Below are 17,018 nucleotides of genomic sequence, written 5' to 3' on the forward strand. Positions count from 1 at the left end.
ATCAAACTCTCCGATAAAGTGTTTGACTGACTACGCACATCGCTGTGCGATTTTATAATAAAGCTTGAATTAACAGGTACGTTTTGTCTTGTTTAGTTTTCAAAGATCATCACCGCTCTCAATGAAGCAGCTTTACTAATATAACACTCAGCTTCTTAATTGTCAACAACTTTTTTAAAAGTTGTTTAAAGCTTCTTGTTTTGTCTGCTGTTCATCAGCGACGTTTAATAATATAACACCTACAATTATTTATTGCAATAGTTTTTTTAAAAAAATCTATAAAACAATAAAACTGTAATCTTTCTTTATTCTATCTAACTTATAATGCTTTATAAAACATTTATCTAATAAAGAACATTTACCACAGTCAATGTCGTCTTGTTGTTTTAACCTTTTTCTTGTATAGTAGAAACGAACTAAATATCCGATGACCACAAGGGGAGCATAAAAGCTGAGAGTGAGCGGTTTCGTTCTGACCCTTTGAACCTGTTAGTTAACGCTGGCGTAGGGATGTGGCAAAGTCAAATGAATTGCAGATTGTAAAGCAGTGCGTGGAACTTTCCTCATCCTTCCGCGTGCTGCTTTTTTGTGTCCTTTTGGATTGTCTATCGATGGAAGGGGATTTTTATGGCTCAATCAAGACAACTGGTACGTCTTATTGAAATTGCAATCATGACTGCTGCTGCTGTCATTTTAGACATCGTTTCCGGAATGTTCCTTCGTATGCCTCAAGGAGGGTCGGTATCCATCATGATGATTCCGATTTTTTTGATTTCTTTTCGCTGGGGAGTTAAAGCGGGGCTTACCACCGGTCTATTGACAGGTCTCGTTCAAATTGCGATCGGAAATCTATTTCTTCAGCACCCTGTTCAGCTGTTGCTTGATTACATTGCAGCGTTCGCCGCTGTCGGCATAAGCGGCTTTTTCGCTTCCGCTGTCCGCAAATCCGCCTTATCAAAAGCAAAAGGGAAATTGATCGTATCAATTATTTGCGCAGTTTTTATCGGCAGTTTTCTGCGTTATGCTGCACACGTGATTTCAGGGGCTGTATTTTTCGGCAGCTTTGCACCAAAAGGAACACCGGTATGGATTTACTCGTTAACTTATAATGCTACTTATATGGTTCCGTCATTCATCATCTGTGCGATTGTCCTTTGTTTATTGTTCATGACAGCTCCGCGCTTGCTGAAAACTGAAAAAGCTTAATCTAACACCCCCCAGCGGCCGTTCCGCTGGGGGGTGTTTTTTATCTTCCGTTAAGCAGTTTTTTTAATGAAGCGAGATCCGGCCAGCCGAATCCTATTTCTTTCATGCTTTCTCCTGCGATTTCAAAACTATCCTCGGCTGCTCTTTCAGGTGAAAACGACTGATAAAATGTAATCGAAGGATTCTCCTCTACGACCCAAACAAACATGCTCGTAAAGCCATGATCAAGCAAAAAATCTGTTCCCTTTGTCAAAAGCGCTCTGCCTGCACCTTGCCGCTGCTTTTCTTCTAAAAGGTAAATGGCATACAACTCTCCGTCATAGCCGCTCTGCTCTGAACGAATTGGACCAAAAGATGCAAAGCCGAATACTGAACCTTCTTCATCTTCTGCTACAAAGACCCCCTTTAATGAACGGCTTTTCCATTTGGCTTCAAAATCCTTGTAGTTCAAACCATTTAAGTATTCAGCGGAGACAATGCCGCTGTAAGTTGTCACCCAGCTGTCAACATGCACTTTTGCGATGGCCTTTATATCATCTAGACGTGCTTCTCTTATAGTCACCATTCATTCTCTAATCCTTTCCGCAATGGTTATTCAGATTTTTGAACAGGTTTTGTTTCTTTTAATTCATTTGTCAGTTCGTTGATGCTCTGTTTGATGTTGCCTTTTCCTGAAAAGTTCTCAATCATTTCTTTTACGTCGATTCCCGAAGACGCTTTTAAGCTTTCTTGCAGGCTGGACATTAAATTTGTCGCATAGCCTGTGACTTTGTTGGCGCCGCTTGAATCACCGTTTCCTCCTGTATCAACGACAGTGATCTTATCAATATTTGAAAGCGGTGCTGATACCTGTTTCGCGTATTCCGGAAGCATTTTGACAATCATATCAAAAATCGCAGCCTGACCGTATTGCTCAAAGGCAGCGGCAATTTTTTCTTTCGCTTCCGCTTCCGCAAGACCTTTTAAGCGAATAACCTCAGCCTCTGTCTCACCTTTTGCTTTTTCAGCTTCTGCTTTTGCAAGGCCGTCAATTCTGACCCTTTCAGCTTCAGCCTTCGCCATTGCTTCTATGCTGTATTTCTTGGCATCGGCTTGGGCGAGCTGTTTGGCTTTTTCAGCAGCGGCAGATTGCTCAACTGAATAGCGGTCTGCATCGGCTTTTTTCTTCACTTCAGAGTCATACTGGCGTTCACGGCGGAGAATTTCTTTTTCTTCTAATTCAATTTGTTTTTGGCGTTCTATAATCTTGACCTGCATTTCCTGTTCGGTCACCTGCTGGCGTGCTTTGGCTGTTTCCAAATCGTATGCCTGGTCAGCGTTGGCTTTTGCTGTATCTTGATCTCGCCGGTATTCAGCCATTTTAAGCTGATTGATTTTTTCAGCTTCGGCAATTTCCGTCGCTCGTTCAAGCTCTGATTTTTTGGCTTCTTTATCGGCTTCCGCCCTCTTAATTCTTGTTTCTTTATCGGCTTCTGCGGTTGCAATGTCAGCATCACGTTTTACCTGCGCAATTCTCGGTTTACCTAGTGATTCAAGATAGCCGTTTTTATCACGGACATCTTTAATGGTAAAGGAGACAATCACAAGACCCATCTTCGCAAGATCCTGTGAAGCGACACGCTGCACTTCTTGAGAGAATTTTTCGCGGTTTTTATAAATTTCTTCTACTGTCATAGACCCGAGAATGGAACGGAGGTGGCCTTCCAGTACCTCACGTGCCTCCTGCTCACGGTCTTCTTTTGACTTTCCTAAAAATTGTTCGGCTGCTGTGGCGATTTCTCCAATAGAGCCGCCGATTTTAATAATTGCAGTTCCGTCTGCCATTACAGGCACACCTTGCTCGGTATACACTTCAGGTGTCGATACATCGAGTTTGCTTGATAACAGACTTAGCGGCTCAGCCTGCTGAAAAACCGGAAGAACAAAGGTTCCTCCTCCGCGAACAATCTTCAGGCGGTTGCCTCCCTCATCAACGTGAACATTTTTATTTCCAAGATAACTTCCTGTAACAATTAACGCTTCATCAGGCCCTGCCGTACGATATTTTGTAATAAATACCGCTATAAGTGCAATGAGTAAAAAGAATACAACTGCGATGACGATGATAATCGGCATTGTCATATGACATTCCTCCTTGTTTTATAAAGATTCATGCGGAGTGACTGAAAGAACTCCGTTTTTGACATCAACAACTAAGACGACTGTTCCGTAACTGATCTGTTCATTTTCAAAGCTGATCGCTGATTTTGAAATCGTACCGCCTATCCCTTCAATCAGTACTTCCCCAAATCCATTAACCGGAACAGCGGTTATGACTTTTCCGAGTCTACCTCTAAGATCACCTTCCCGATAAGTCAATGATTCTTCTGCCGATGATAAAGGGACAAGCACAAATAAATGGAGCAATATCACCAGCAGCACTGAAAGAAGACAGGATAATAGAGCAATAATCAGGCTGGAGAGGGGGAAAACTGTTTCGCCTATATATCCTAATGCGGAGAAAAATGTGAAAAATGAGAGCACCAATGTCGGGTTTAAAAACGGAATAGCTTCGGACAGCCCTTCAAACACATCTCCGAAAAATAAAAATAGCAGCGTGAGGCTTCCGGCTATGATAAGGGTGTAAAGGTAAATCGTTTGGACAGGAATACCGTATAACTCCAATTTTCTCATCCTTTCTAAGCTGCTACTTTAACCGACGGCCGTCGTTACCTTTTATACGAGATACAGAGGAAAAGGTTTCAAAATTTTTCGATAAATACTCCCCACGAAGTACTTTATAAATGATAAATGCTTTTATATATGGTAATGTTTTTTCAGGAGGAGATATGATGAGTATCTTTAATGAAGCCAGATTAGAAACATGGAATGAAGTAAAAGGACTTTCCGATGAAAAGCTGAATCAGAAGCCTTCTTCTGATGAATGGAGTATACGGGAAGTTCTTGATCATTTGAAGAAAATTGATATGACCGCCCAAAATATGCTGAAAGAACGAGTAAAGGAAGCGCCTGTTAAGGAGATTGAGGAAAAACCGCTTACGGCCGCACAGGATAGAAGCAATAAACGAAAAGCGCCGGCCCATCTTGAACCGGATCATGATTTTATTTCAGGCAGCCAAATGAAACGGGAGCTTGATGTTGTAAGGGAGCAGCTGACAGCTGTTATTGCCTCTCTTAAAGAAGAAGATTTTGAGAGAGTATTGCCGCATCCCGTGTTTCAAGAGCTGACCGTCAGACAATGGATCGATTTTATCGGCCATCATGAAAAACGCCACCTCAGCCAGATTAAAGAAATTAAAGAGAAAATAGAAAGAGTCTGATTTATTCAGACTCTTTCTGCTTTTTGTTTGATGTTCCGCTGGTATGAATGAACGATTATTTCATCACCCGCATACACGGCACCGGGTCTCTCGACAATACATACAATGCCCCTTATCCCCAACGCATGGCGGACAAAAGCCGGTGCAAGCTTTGGCTTGTCCGGATAATAAGACTGGATGACTTCACCCGGCTGGATACACGGATCATTTTCTCCCTCACACAGTAAAGCGGCGCCGCTCGGAAATATAAGCCGGCTTCCTTCTTTTAATGTTGTGAAATCAGGTATACCGCTGATTGCAACATTTGCACCGAGCCATTCGGGGAAAATACTCGGGATGCCCATTTTCAAAGCAATTTCGTCACATTCTTCTGTTGAAACAATTGAAATTTGTCTGCGGTTAAAAATTTCTGTTCCTCTTGAAAACATTGGCTCTCGAGCCCCAGCTTTTTTTGTCAGGCCGAAATGTAAGTCGCCGGGAATGCCGCCATAATCAAAATCGAGCTTGTCCATTTGTTTTGTTACAAAGCCTTCTGTATCTGCAACATATAAGCCTTCCGTTTTTGCGGTCATGCGTTTCCACATAAGCTTGCACCGTCCTTCGTATCTAGGATTGTCACTTATGTTCAATTATCCAAAAAAATCCCGCTCTGTAAAGGAGCGGGATCATCGCATTATACAGTTTTTGGCGTAAGATTAAAGCAGCGCTTGTAGATCCAGTTATATGCTTTCTCATTTAAATCTCTAGGATTACCGAAGGTTTGCGGATCTTTCATCGCTTCTTTTGACAAGCGCTCGATCATGTCAGGCGATACCCCTTGTTCTTCTAAAGTCGGTACTTCTAACTCTTTCACAAGATCGTACATCCAGTTGACAGATGCTTTTGCAGCTTCTTCTGTTGTCATATTGCTTGTATCAATGCCAAACGCTTTTGCGATGCGGGCAAATTTCTCCGGATAGCCCTTCCAGTTGTATTCCATAACAGGGCCCATCATTGCTGCTACACATTGACCGTGAGCGACCGGGATGATACCGCCGAGTGTTTGGCTCATGGCGTGAGCAGCACCCGCTGATTCACTGCCGTAAGAAAGACCGGCAAGCATAGCAGCTTGCGCCATTCCGTATCTGGCTTCGAGATCTTCTCCGTCAGCAAATGCTCTCTTAATGTAGTGAGCGGCATATTCAATCGCCATCAACGCCACTGCGTCTGTAATCGGCTGCGCAAATTTCATTGTGTAGCACTCAATGGCGTGAGCGAGAGCATCAATCCCCGTCATTGCTGTTATGTGCGGCGGCATTGAGACGTGAAGCTCTGGGTCAATCACAGTCAAATGCGCAGCAATCAGCGGACCGCCTGTGTTAAATTTGAATTCTCTTTCTTCATCTGTAATAACCGCCCATTGCGTCACCTCTGAGCCTGTTCCAGCCGTTGTCGGAATTGTCGTAAGCGGAGGAATGCGGTTCTCCAGCGGTTTCTTTCCTTCGGCTGCTTCATAATCAAGTACGCTTCCCTCGTGAGTCGCTTCTACCCCGATGGCCTTCGCTGTATCCATGGAGCTTCCGCCTCCGACTGCCACCAAGCCGTTGCAGTTCTCTTTTTTGTAAAGCTCAGAACCTTCATTTACAAGCCGTACAGGAGGGTTTGGCTCAACTTTATTAAAGAGCACCACTTCAATGCCTGCCCCTTTTAATGACTCGATGACAGGATCTGCGACGCCGGCTTTATAAATTCCAGGGTCTGTAACAAGCAATGCTTTTGAAACACCCAGTCCAGCTACTTCTTTTCCTACGTGGTTGATGGCGCCAATTCCGTGCTTAATCACAGTCGGAATTTCAAATGTGTGAAATTTATGCATGCTTTCTACTTTCATATTTAATGTCATCATCAATCTCCCCCTCTTATGAATTGAACCAGTTAACCGCTGCCGGTTTTGTGTTGCGATAGACATGTTTGACTTCTGTGTACTCTTCAAGCCCTATTTTTCCAAGTTCCCGTCCGAATCCGGATTGCTTATAGCCGCCCCATGGCGCCTGCGCAAAGTACGGATGGAAATCGTTAATCCAAACTGTTCCCATTCTCAAATGGGCTGCTACACGTTCACACTTTTCAATATCTTTCGACCATACAGCTCCGGCCAATCCGTAAATCGTATCATTCGCCAGTGAAATTACTTCTTCTTCAGAACTGAATGTTTCGACAGTTAATACTGGCCCAAATACTTCTTCCTGAACAATTCTCATGTCAGATTTACAGTTTGAAAAAATGGTAGGTTCATAGAAAAAACCGTTTTGAAGTGCTGGATCTTCCGGACGTTTGCCGCCAGTCTCCAGTTTTGCCCCTTCTTCCAGTCCGATCTCTACATATTTTTCAACCTTTTCTCTATGCTCCGCGGAGATAAGCGGACCGCTTTCTGTCTCTTCGTGAAAACCGTTTCCGAGTTTAATGCGTTTCGCCCGCTTGACAAGCTCTGCTAAAAATCGATCATGAATATCTTCTTCTACAAGCAATCGGGACCCGGCGGAGCATACTTGGCCGGCGTGGAAAAATACGGCGTTTAGCGCCTGATCAACCGCGACTTCCAGGTCTGCATCTTTAAAGACGATATTTGGATTTTTCCCTCCAAGCTCAAGCGCAATTTTTTTAACGTTGCCGCTTGCCGCCCGCATGATTTTTTTGCCTGTTTCAATTCCGCCTGTAAACGAAATTAAGTCAACATCTTTGTTTACAGCAAGCTCGTCACCCACTGTGGCGCCCGGTCCCAACACAAGGTTTGCGACACCTTTTGGAACTCCGGCTTCCTCCATCAGCTTAAAGACTTTGATTGTCGTCAGCGGTGTGATCTCACTCGGCTTCATGACAATTGTATTGCCTGCCGCTAAAGCCGGGGCGATTTTCCAGCTTGCTTGCAGAAGCGGATAATTCCACGGCGTGATTTGTCCGCATACGCCAATTGGCTCCCTGATGATTTTGCTTTCCGAATCAGGGATTGGAGATGAGATGATCTCTCCTCCATCTTTATCTGCCAGACCAGCATAATACTGAAAAACATTGGCAATATCGTCCATATCGGCTTTGCTTTCCTCAAGCGTTTTTCCTGTATCAAGGGATTCGAGCTCAGCCAGCTCGTCTAGATCGCGTCTGATTAATTCCGCAATTTTCAGAACTATTTTTCCGCGTTCAAGTCCTGAAAGAGAAGGCCACTCTCCTGCGTCAAAAGCTCTTCGTGCAGCAGCGATTGCTTTAACGGCATCCTCACGCCCGCCCTCGCTAACTGTTGCAATTTCTTCTTGATTAAATGGATTAATAATACTGCGGACCTGCCCTTTTTCGGCACTGATCCATTCACCGTCAATGTATAATGTTTGACTCATCTAAGCCCTCCTTGACGAAAATAAAGTTTGTTAAATAAAAATTTAATGTTTTTAACAACCTTAATCTAACATAAGGTTTTTAAACTGTCAAAGCCCTAATTATGATTTTTCGTTTTGACTTTTCTCTAGGTTTCGTTAAGATAAAGAACATAAAGAAATGACTTAACAAATTTAATTTTCTAAAGGAAAAGAGGGTCAGTATGGATGAAAATCCAGAATTTGCAGCTATAGAACAGGCACGGGATCTTGTTATTGACTCCATTGCTGAAACAATGGATCTTTACGGAATTACCCGAAGTGTCGGGATATTATATGGAACGATGTACATGCGGGACGAGATGACGCTTGACGAAATGCGGGAGGAGCTGCAAATGAGCAAGCCCAGCATGAGCACAGGTGTCAAAAAGCTTCAGGATTTAAATGTCGTGAAAAAGACATTTCACCGAGGCATCCGTAAGCACACATTTGTAGCCGAAAAAGATTTCTTTAAATTTTTTACAAATTTCTTTCCGCCAAAATGGGAACGGGAAGTTCAGGTGAATGTATCAGCAATTGAGGAGGCTCAGGCTGATTTACAAGAGGTCTTGCATAAGGAAGAACTCAATGAGGAAATGAAAAATGAAGCGCAGCGTTTATACGAGCAGCTGGAAAGTTCTAAAGCCTACTACGATTGGCTGAAACGTCTCGCTGAATCGGTGCAGAGCGGAGAGATCTTTAAATTTATACCAATTGAAACAAAATAATCGAAAAACGTCTGGAAAACCGGACGTTTTTTTGTTTTTCCGCTATATTTACTGCAAATTTGAAAAATACGGGAAAAACACCCCATTTACTTCCATTTTATTTGATGGTAATTTTATGTAGGTAAAATTTGTATTTGGCCTTTAAGAGGAGGTGGAAAGCAGAGGCAGGCCTTTAATCTTTATCATTTATTAGGGGGAATTTTTATTATGAAACGCAAGTTATTATCTTCTTTGGCAATTAGTGCATTAAGTCTCGGTTTACTCGTTTCTGCGCCTTCAGCTTCTTTTGCAGCTGAATCTAAGTCATCTTCTGCTCATACTGAGTCTACGATGAGAGCCCAATCAACAGCTTCATTGTTTGCAACAATTAAAGGAGCGAGCAAAACAGAATGGTCTTTCTCTGATATCGAATTGACATACCGTCCAAACACGCTTCTCAGCCTTGGCGTAATGGAATTCACACTGCCAAGCGGATTTACAGCAAATACAAAAGATACGATGAACGGAAATGCATTGCGCGAAACACAGATCCTCAATAACGGTAAAACAGTAAGAGTACCTCTGGCTCTTGATTTATTAGGCGCTGGTGAATTCAAGTTAAAACTGAATAACAAAACGCTTCCTGCCGCTGGTACATATACTTTCCGTGCAGAGAACAAATCACTGAGCATCGGAAATAAATTTTACGCGGAAGCCAGCATCGAAGTGGCTAAGCGCAGCACACCTCCGACTCAGCCATGCAACTGTAAATAATCACAGAGGGCCGGCTTAACGCCGGTCTTTTTGACGTATTTTGACTCCTTTTCCTCTCCCTTTTCCCTCTATTTCCAGTTGCCTTTTCACTTGTATTAAATTTAAATTGACAAACACTAGAAACAGGAGTAAATTCTTGAGTGTTCAATTTCATAAAGTCTCTTTTACCGCTTAATCAAACACGAACGGGGAAACCAATGATTGGCTGTTTCACAAAACGGCCTTGGGGTGAATCTTACTTAGTAAGAAGGGGTACTCTGAATCCCTAATCCGACAGCTAACCTCGTAGGCGTATACAGAGAGGAGGTCTATTTTGACCATTCTTTGTAATGGTCTTTTTTACTTCAAAACGCTAATTTTATTAAGGGAGTCTTGAACATTGGGAAGAATAAAAAACAAGCAATTTGCAGTAATCGGGCTTGGACGGTTCGGCGGAAGCATTTGCAAAGAGCTGCACAGAATGGGCCATGAGGTCCTTGCCATTGATATTAACGAAGAAAAGGTCAATGCCTTCGCTTCCTACGCAACCCATGCGGTCATTGCCAATGCCACTGAAGAAAACGAATTGCTTTCACTGGGAATTCGTAATTTTGAATATGTCGTCGTGGCTATAGGGGCGAATATTCAAGCGAGCACACTGACCACTTTGCTATTGAAAGAGCTTCACATTCCAAATATTTGGGTGAAAGCTCAAAATTATTATCACCATAAGGTGCTGGAAAAAATCGGCGCCGACCGCATTATTCATCCGGAAAAGGATATGGGCGTCAAAATCGCACAAAGTCTCTCTGATGAAAATGTCTTGAATTATATCGACTTATCTGATGATTACAGTATTGTTGAGCTGCTGGCAACACGAAAACTGAATTCCAAATCCATTCATGATCTGAATGTGAGAGCAAAGTACGGATGTACCATCCTGGCAATTAAACATAATGGAGATGTTCGCCTTTCTCCTGCACCGGAAGAGGTGATTTACGAACAAGACTGCCTGGTGATGATGGGTCACAAAAAGGATATTAAACGCTTCGAAAACGAAGGGATGTAGACAAAGGTGGGACTTCATAAGGAAACTGTAATCAAGTGGGTTCGTTTTTCTCCCCCGCAAGTGCTTGCGATTGGTTTTTTTCTAACTATTATTATTGGCTCTCTTTTGCTAAAGCTCCCGATTTCTGCTGCGAAGCCGTTATCATGGATAGATGCCCTTTTTACAGCGGCTTCTGCTACAACTGTTACCGGGCTTGCAGTTGTTGACACTGGGACAGAATTTACGGTGTTCGGGCAAACTGTCATCATGGGTCTGATTCAAGTCGGCGGGCTTGGCTTTATGACATTTGCTGTTCTGATCGTCATGATTTTAGGAAAAAAAATCGGATTGAAAGAACGAATGCTGGTCCGGGAAGCCTTAAACCAGCCGACAATCGGCGGCGTGATAGGTCTTGTCAAAGTCCTGTTTCTATTTTCAATCAGTATCGAATTGATCGCCGCCCTGATCTTATCCATCCGGCTTGTGCCACAGTATGGCTGGGCATCCGGATTGTTTGCCAGTGTGTTTCATGCAATATCGGCTTTTAACAATGCCGGTTTTTCTTTATGGCCGGATAATTTAATGAGCTACGTTGGTGATCCTGCAGTCAACCTTGTCATTACGTTCTTATTTATCACAGGGGGCATCGGGTTTACGGTGCTTTTTGACATCCTGAAAAATCGGCGTTTCAAAGCCTTTTCATTACATACGAAACTGATGCTTGCGGGAACGTTCATTTTGAATATTGCTGCTACGCTGATTATCTTTATTTTAGAGTACAGCAACCCCGGCACGCTTGGTTCCCTGCATTTGCCAGATAAACTGTGGGCTTCGTATTTTCAGGCAGTGACGCCGAGAACCGCGGGCTTCAACTCTGTGGATTTTGGCAGCATGAGAGAAGGCACCATTGTATTTGTCCTGCTGCTGATGTTTATCGGAGCGGGCAGTGCTTCAACGGCGAGCGGTATTAAGCTGACTACTTTCATCGTGATTTTAATGTCTGTCATCGCTTATTTAAAAGGGCATAAAGAAACTGTTATTTTTCGCCGGACCATAAAATATCCGATCATTATTAAGGCCTTAGCAGTCAGTGTTATCAGTTTGTTCATCGTCTTTATAGGAATTTTCGCCTTGACCATTACAGAACAAGCGCCGTTTATACAGGTTGTTTTTGAAACCTTTTCCGCTTTCGGAACGGTCGGGCTGACAATGGGGCTGACTCCCGAACTGACAACAGCGGGGAAATGTATCATTATCGCGATTATGTTCATCGGAAGAATCGGTCCGTTGACGTTTGTTTTTTCATTTGCAAAAACAGAGAAGTCAAATATTCGTTACCCTGACGGCGAGGTGTTTACTGGGTGATGTAAAAAAATCCGGCATATTACATGCCGGATTTTTTATGATTCAATATGAGATTGACTTTGTCTTTTCTCCTGCTCCGCAATGATATCATTATCTTCTGCGTTATCACGCGTCACTTTTTGTGTAAGGATCGCGCCGACCGCTACAAGGATCATCACTGCAATGTAGTAGCCTTTTTCATTGAGTTCGAGATTATCAGCGTTATAGAGTCCGATACAAAACAAAAATACTCCCGCAAAAAAAGTGAAATAAGCTAATACAGTAAAGGCAACCGTGTTTCTCCGTCTATATTTCTGCACCTTTGTTCCCTCCTGAAGCATAGTTATTAAGTGATAACTTCCGTGGAATATTATACCTCAAATTCCCCTGAATGGAACAAAAAAATAAAAATACCAGGAAAAACGGCTCAGGTTGCTTCCTTTATTTCAACAGCTGAGTCATCAATCCAGCCGACCAGTTTATTATTGACTTGGAATTGGTACCATACGGACTGGCCTTTCTGTTTTTTAGATACAACCTTTATATCCTTGCCAACATAAGATTGCGCAGAGGTCAGCTTAATGGATTGATCATCAGTAGAAGGCTTAGACCATACATCTTGAACGGCGCTGTCTTTGATGGAGCCTTTTAAATCCACAGATTTCAGAGATGGATTCACCTCATCGTATTCATCTAAATCGTACTTTTCCACAATGGCGCTGATTTTATCAGCATAGTCCGGGTCTGTGGCATAGCCTGATGTTTGAAGAGCGCCTGCTGCTTCTTTATAATCCTCAGCTTCAAGCACCGGCTTATACTTCTTTTTATTCCACGATGTACCTTGGACAAATAATTTGGCGTGATCATCCATTGATTCAAAAAACGTGCTGTATTTGCGGAATTTCGCGCGAATCGTTTTTCTTTCCCCTTTTTCAAATTCATCGGTATCCATGGTGACGTGATGTCCTTTATAATTTCCTTTTACGCCAAACAGATTGTTGGCTTTAGAGGCAAGCTCGCTGTTTCCCCAGTCAGATTCGAGTATGGCCTGAGCTATCGTTATGCTGGGAAGGACATGATATTTTTCATATAAAATTTGAGCTTGTCCGGAAAGGCTGTCAATAAATACTTGCTGTTCATCAATTTCTTCAGGTTCTTTGGATGTTTCAATTGGCTTTGAAAGAGTTGTCGCTAAAACAAACAAGGCTAGCGGAATCGATACAACGAAAAATAGAGAGATGAAGAGTCTACGTTTTTTCAGTTTTTTACGGGCCATGAAAACCTTCCTTCGATTTAAAAGATTACGAGTGTAAAAGAATCTACCTTTAAGAATTTTACTTGTACTTCTAATATTTTTCAATTCTTTAGGGATAAAGTTTGAGAGAGAACACACAAAAAACCTTTCCCCTCAAGGGAAAGGCAGTGATCATGTATCTATTTTTGTAAAACTGTGCTGTTTAAAATGTCTGAGCGCATCACGATATTCTTGATCATGTATGACTTTATGAGATTTTACGGCAGCCTTTGTCAGTCCATGTGCGGTAACAGCCGGTTTTTCCGGAGCGGGTTTTCCTTTCTCATGAGGCTTATGAGAAAGCTTGTGCCCCATTCCGGTGGCGTTCATACAAAACGATAAACAAACGAGCAGCACGCTCAGGATAAAAGAAATCAAAAAAAGATCATGATAGACAGTCATCATAGAATCCTGCATCGATCCGTTTTGTCTGGCAGCATCCTTTTTCGTGAAATAGCCGATCAGGATAGGCACACCCATATAGACAAACAATCTTAAAAACTGAACAGCTGTCATTCTTTTGACCAGATCAGGAAGCGGGCCGCCCATAGCGGCTCCCATTAGTCCTGCTGCGACCGTCAGGCCGGTTCCTGCTGCCAGCATGATGAACAGCGCCGCAAACACATAGAGAGACGATTGATACTGCATATGAAGCCATTGACAATTCACAAAAACGAGAATGAGAGAACCTATAATCCCCAGCACCCCTGGTCCGACTTTATCATATAACAGGGCACTCGCAATAGCTGCGATGGCCACTCCAAACAATAGAGTCATGTTTAAAAGAATGAGATGATCTCGGGATATATCATACATTTGACGAAGCAAGCCTTGAAAAGCTGCCAGGCTGACAGCTACCGTAATCGTTCCTGCCGCTATGATAAATAAACCGAGCACAGGTTTAGGCAGCAGCATCTGTTTAATTGAGATGAAAGGGTTTTTCACCTTATATTCTACAAATAACAGAATGAGGAGCAAACATAAAGCAACCCCAAAACCAGCCCGTACATACCCTGATGAAAAGCCCCATTTTTGCAGAAAAATGAATGTAAACGCTGAGGCTGCGGCCACGCATACAGATAAAATGATCCCTGCTCTGTCGAGTGATGACTGTTCCTTTTCTGATCCCCCATGATGCTCATCATAGAGAAAGAAATAACTCACTGCGACGCCGATCAAAGACAATGTGCCAAAGGTAAAAAACAGCCATCTCCAGTGGCCGTAGCTCAACGCGATCGTTCCTAAAATCGAACCGATAATAACAGAGCCATAGAACCCGCCGATAAGCACCAGTAGTGCGTAATTCCGCCGGTCAATCGGAAATGACAGGACTAGCATCGGAATCATAATCATCAGCATGACACCTGTAGCCGCTCCCTGTAAAAAGCGTCCTGCCGCCATCCAGACAATATCGCTTGAAAATGCGAAGAGCAGTGAGCCAAGTATAAAAACGGGTAATGAAGCCAGATAGATCGGACGGGCACCGAACTTTTTCCTTAGCAGCGGTCCTGCCGGAACGAATAAAGCAAAGGCCATATTGCCGATCAATATTGGATTTACTGATGTGAAGTCACTTGTTCCAACCGTCTTCTGAACAAGGCCTTGAACTGACGACAATGCCGTGTTAGACATCAATCCCGGCCCGACTGCTAAAACAGCGAGCAAAGAAATCACCCAATAGTGTTTTGTCTTCATGTTGTCATTCCTTCCTATATGAATACATACGAAACACATCATTTTTTGAAAACAAAAGAAGCTAATAGATTTTGCATGCCATTAGCTTTCATTCGGATTCTCTCCCCATCATGGGAAATGATATTATTTTATGATAATATGTGAAAAAATGAGCATATACTCAAACATTATTCCAAACCGATTGTGTTTTGTCAATGGCGCAAATTTCAAGCACAAATCAAAAACCTGAACGGCTTTTGCCCGATATCGTGACTTATGAGTCCCTGCCTGCTCCCTCAAGCGATTTAAAGCAGGCCGTTTTAAAAGTAATCCTATCGGTCTTCGCTTGGGTAATGACGGCACCTTTCAATTCACTGTTTTCATCAAAATTCAAACTAATCAACCCGAATAAGTTGATAATAAGAACAACATGTTGACCGCACAATTTTTTTGTGTTCACTAGGCATTTGCCGCCTCTAAATTGTCTATGGGTAAATATCATGAACTAATCTGCGAAATACCAATGTCAGGAAATTTCAAATAATCCGGGAGGTAAAAACGAATGGAACTGTATAAGTGTATCGAAGAAATTTTTAGCGGCTTGAAAAATCCATCGGTTAAAGATTTGGCAGCTTCTTTAAAACAAATTCCAAACGCGTCAGAATTGAGTCAACCATATATAAAGGAACCAGACCAGTACGCTTACGGCCGAAATGCCGTCTATAGAAACAATGAATTAGAAATGATCGTGATTAACATTCCTCCAAACAAGGAGACAGCAGTCCACGATCATGGTCAATCCATTGGTTGTGCAATGGTGTTAGAAGGAAAACTTCTCAATTCTATTTATCGCTCAGCCGGCGATCATGCAGAACTCTCCAATTCATATTTTGTCCACAAAGGAGAATGTCTTATTTCAACCAAAGGTTTAATTCACAAAATGTCCAATCCGACTTCCGAACGAATGGTGTCTCTTCATGTCTACTCACCCCCTTTGGAAGACATGACGGTCTTTGAAGAACAAAGTGGTGTATTGGAAAATTCATGATTTACAGCCTGAACTACTTTACTTGATTAAATTGTAATATGTCATTTTTCAAACGCAGGAGCCTAACGAAGGAATATCTGACTTTATCATTAGTTTATGAAATGCTCCTGGGGACATATGATTTCGGATCAACAGAAGGGTTCAACAATGAACCCTTTCTATAAAAAACAAAAAAACCCTTATAGAATAAGGGTTTACAGGTATGGAGCCAAGGGGGCTCGAACCCCTGACCTCTACGCTGCCAGCGTAGCGCTCTCCCAGCTGAGCTATGGCCCCGTATGTAACGTCATGTTTATTATAGATGATTTTTTTTTGAAAAACAAGCTGTTCCTTTCTAATTGACAGAAAAAAATAAGGCCCTTTCCGGAGCCTTATCTTTCGATTTACATCATAAACAAAAGTAAAATCACGCCGAGAATGATTCGGTAGATTGCAAACGGAACAAGTTTGATTTTGTTAATCAGTCTTAGGAAGAAACGGACCACAAACAGCGCAACAACAAAGGCACAGATAAAGCCGACGATAAAAAACGGCATTAAATCCGAGCTTAAGCTGTCCCAGTGTTTCACTAGGCTTAAGGTGCTGGCCCCCATCATAATCGGCATTGCCATAATGAATGTGAAATCGGCTGCCGCACGGTGATTCAACCCGAGAATAACGCCCCCGGAAATCGTTGAACCGGACCGTGAGAAACCCGGCCAAAGGGCAAGACATTGGAATAAACCGACGCCGATTGCCTGCTTATATGAAATACGGTCTAGGGTGTCTGTCGTTTCTTTCCGTTTATTAATCCAATCGGCTGCAAGCATTAAAACTGCCCCTGCAATTAAGCCAATGGCCACGGTGCGGACTGAAAATAAATATTCATCAATATAATCCTCAAACAAAAAGCCGAGAACCGCGGCAGGCACAAGCCCTACTGCGATTTGGGCAATGCTTAATTTGTGACCATGCTCTTGGTCACTCGTGATATTTTTTTCAAGCCAAGCAAGTTCAAAATCCTGTCTTTAAACACGATCGCAACCGCTAAAATAGAGCCAAGCTGAATGACAACTTTAAATGAGTTGGCTGCTTCTTCAGACATGAGACTGCCTGATTTAAGCCAGATATCGTCTACTATAATCATATGTCCTGTCGAAGAAACCGGTGCGTACTCTGTTAATCCTTCTACGATTCCTAAAATAGCAGCTACAAACAATTCCCATAGAGTCATGATTTTAATTCTCCCCATTAGACAT

16 protein-coding genes, 1 tRNA gene, 1 pseudogene and 2 riboswitches are annotated in these 17,018 nt (G+C 42.6%); of the genes and pseudogenes, 7 read left to right on the top strand and 11 right to left on the bottom strand.

What is annotated here, in order from left to right; all coding sequences use genetic code 11:
• Window positions 1–426: 426 nt before the first annotated feature.
• Window positions 427–528: riboswitch (TPP riboswitch) on the top strand.
• A 99-nt stretch (window positions 529–627) separates the two neighbouring features.
• Complete coding sequence (thiT, locus tag AU387_RS02595; protein WP_044158874.1) at window positions 628–1,206, top strand: energy-coupled thiamine transporter ThiT; 579 nt, start codon at window positions 628–630, stop codon at window positions 1,204–1,206.
• 40 nt (window positions 1,207–1,246) lie between these two features.
• Here thiT and AU387_RS02600 read toward each other — a convergent pair whose 3' ends face one another.
• Genes AU387_RS02600 through AU387_RS02610 form a run of 3 tightly spaced genes read right to left on the bottom strand, consistent with a single transcriptional unit; the run spans window position 1,247 to window position 3,870 of the window.
• Entirely contained in the window at window positions 1,247–1,771 is a 525-nt protein-coding gene (locus tag AU387_RS02600) for a GNAT family N-acetyltransferase (protein WP_059292680.1), read from the bottom strand.
• Between the two features lie 26 nt (window positions 1,772–1,797).
• Window positions 1,798–3,327 (bottom strand): flotillin lipid rafts scaffold protein FloT, encoded by a 1,530-nt coding sequence (gene floT, locus AU387_RS02605; protein WP_059334706.1) that lies wholly within the window; start codon window positions 3,325–3,327, stop codon window positions 1,798–1,800.
• An 18-nt stretch (window positions 3,328–3,345) separates the two neighbouring features.
• Complete coding sequence (locus tag AU387_RS02610) at window positions 3,346–3,870, bottom strand: NfeD family membrane protein (protein ID WP_059334708.1); 525 nt, start codon at window positions 3,868–3,870, stop codon at window positions 3,346–3,348.
• A gap of 167 nt (window positions 3,871–4,037) precedes the next feature.
• On the opposite strand from AU387_RS02610, the gene AU387_RS02615 reads away from it, so the two are divergent.
• Window positions 4,038–4,526 carry a DinB family protein gene (locus AU387_RS02615; RefSeq protein WP_044158879.1) on the top strand — a complete coding sequence of 163 codons (489 nt, stop codon included), beginning with the start codon at window positions 4,038–4,040 and terminating at the stop codon, window positions 4,524–4,526.
• 5 nt (window positions 4,527–4,531) lie between these two features.
• Here the strand turns inward: AU387_RS02615 and AU387_RS02620 are convergent, their stop codons facing one another.
• The 3 genes from AU387_RS02620 to betB form a co-directional block, all read right to left on the bottom strand.
• Complete coding sequence (locus AU387_RS02620; protein ID WP_044158880.1) at window positions 4,532–5,110, bottom strand: MOSC domain-containing protein; 579 nt, start codon at window positions 5,108–5,110, stop codon at window positions 4,532–4,534.
• Window positions 5,111–5,199: 89 nt separating this feature from the next.
• On the bottom strand, window positions 5,200–6,408 hold the full coding sequence (gene gbsB, locus AU387_RS02625) for a choline dehydrogenase (RefSeq protein ID WP_059335355.1): 1,209 nt from the start codon (window positions 6,406–6,408) through the stop codon (window positions 5,200–5,202).
• Between the two features lie 16 nt (window positions 6,409–6,424).
• A complete protein-coding gene (gene betB, locus AU387_RS02630) occupies window positions 6,425–7,897 on the bottom strand; it encodes a betaine-aldehyde dehydrogenase (protein ID WP_059334711.1) in 1,473 nt (490 codons plus the stop codon).
• A gap of 200 nt (window positions 7,898–8,097) precedes the next feature.
• Here betB and gbsR point away from each other — a divergent pair, with 200 nt between their 5' ends.
• The 4 genes from gbsR (at window position 8,098) to ktrB (ending at window position 11,785) form a co-directional block, all read left to right on the top strand.
• On the top strand, window positions 8,098–8,640 hold the full coding sequence (gene gbsR, locus AU387_RS02635) for a transcriptional regulator GbsR (RefSeq protein WP_059334714.1): 543 nt from the start codon (window positions 8,098–8,100) through the stop codon (window positions 8,638–8,640).
• A 207-nt stretch (window positions 8,641–8,847) separates the two neighbouring features.
• The gene (bslA, locus tag AU387_RS02640) at window positions 8,848–9,393 is read left to right on the top strand and encodes a biofilm surface layer hydrophobin BslA (protein WP_044160301.1); all 546 of its coding nucleotides are present in this window, start codon (window positions 8,848–8,850) and stop codon (window positions 9,391–9,393) included.
• Between the two features lie 158 nt (window positions 9,394–9,551).
• Window positions 9,552–9,701: riboswitch (cyclic di-AMP (ydaO/yuaA leader) on the top strand.
• A 71-nt stretch (window positions 9,702–9,772) separates the two neighbouring features.
• Window positions 9,773–10,441, top strand: a complete 669-nt coding sequence (gene ktrA, locus AU387_RS02645; RefSeq protein WP_024122619.1) for a potassium uptake protein KtrA — start codon at window positions 9,773–9,775, stop codon at window positions 10,439–10,441.
• Between the two features lie 6 nt (window positions 10,442–10,447).
• Window positions 10,448–11,785 (top strand): Ktr system potassium transporter KtrB, encoded by a 1,338-nt coding sequence (ktrB, locus tag AU387_RS02650; RefSeq protein ID WP_044158884.1) that lies wholly within the window; start codon window positions 10,448–10,450, stop codon window positions 11,783–11,785.
• A 35-nt stretch (window positions 11,786–11,820) separates the two neighbouring features.
• Here the strand turns inward: ktrB and AU387_RS02655 are convergent, their stop codons facing one another.
• The 3 genes from AU387_RS02655 to AU387_RS02665 all read right to left on the bottom strand — a co-directional run bounded on the left by AU387_RS02655 (window position 11,821) and on the right by AU387_RS02665 (window position 14,753).
• Window positions 11,821–12,084, bottom strand: coding sequence for a YiaA/YiaB family inner membrane protein (locus AU387_RS02655; protein ID WP_024122620.1), 264 nt, complete (start codon window positions 12,082–12,084; stop codon window positions 11,821–11,823).
• Window positions 12,085–12,191: 107 nt separating this feature from the next.
• On the bottom strand, window positions 12,192–13,040 hold the full coding sequence (locus AU387_RS02660) for a glucosaminidase domain-containing protein (protein ID WP_059292673.1): 849 nt from the start codon (window positions 13,038–13,040) through the stop codon (window positions 12,192–12,194).
• Between the two features lie 150 nt (window positions 13,041–13,190).
• Complete coding sequence (locus AU387_RS02665; protein ID WP_059334716.1) at window positions 13,191–14,753, bottom strand: MFS transporter; 1,563 nt, start codon at window positions 14,751–14,753, stop codon at window positions 13,191–13,193.
• Window positions 14,754–15,294: 541 nt separating this feature from the next.
• Here AU387_RS02665 and AU387_RS02675 point away from each other — a divergent pair.
• Entirely contained in the window at window positions 15,295–15,780 is a 486-nt protein-coding gene (locus AU387_RS02675; protein ID WP_044158889.1) for a cysteine dioxygenase, read from the top strand.
• 203 nt (window positions 15,781–15,983) lie between these two features.
• Here the strand turns inward: AU387_RS02675 and AU387_RS02680 are convergent.
• Window positions 15,984–16,056, bottom strand: a tRNA-Ala gene (locus tag AU387_RS02680).
• Window positions 16,057–16,163: 107 nt separating this feature from the next.
• A pseudogene (locus AU387_RS02685) lies at window positions 16,164–16,993 on the bottom strand (undecaprenyl-diphosphate phosphatase).
• Window positions 16,994–17,018 lie beyond the last annotated feature (25 nt).

This window comes from Bacillus halotolerans (assembly GCF_001517105.1).
GTDB lineage: Bacteria > Bacillota > Bacilli > Bacillales > Bacillaceae > Bacillus > Bacillus halotolerans.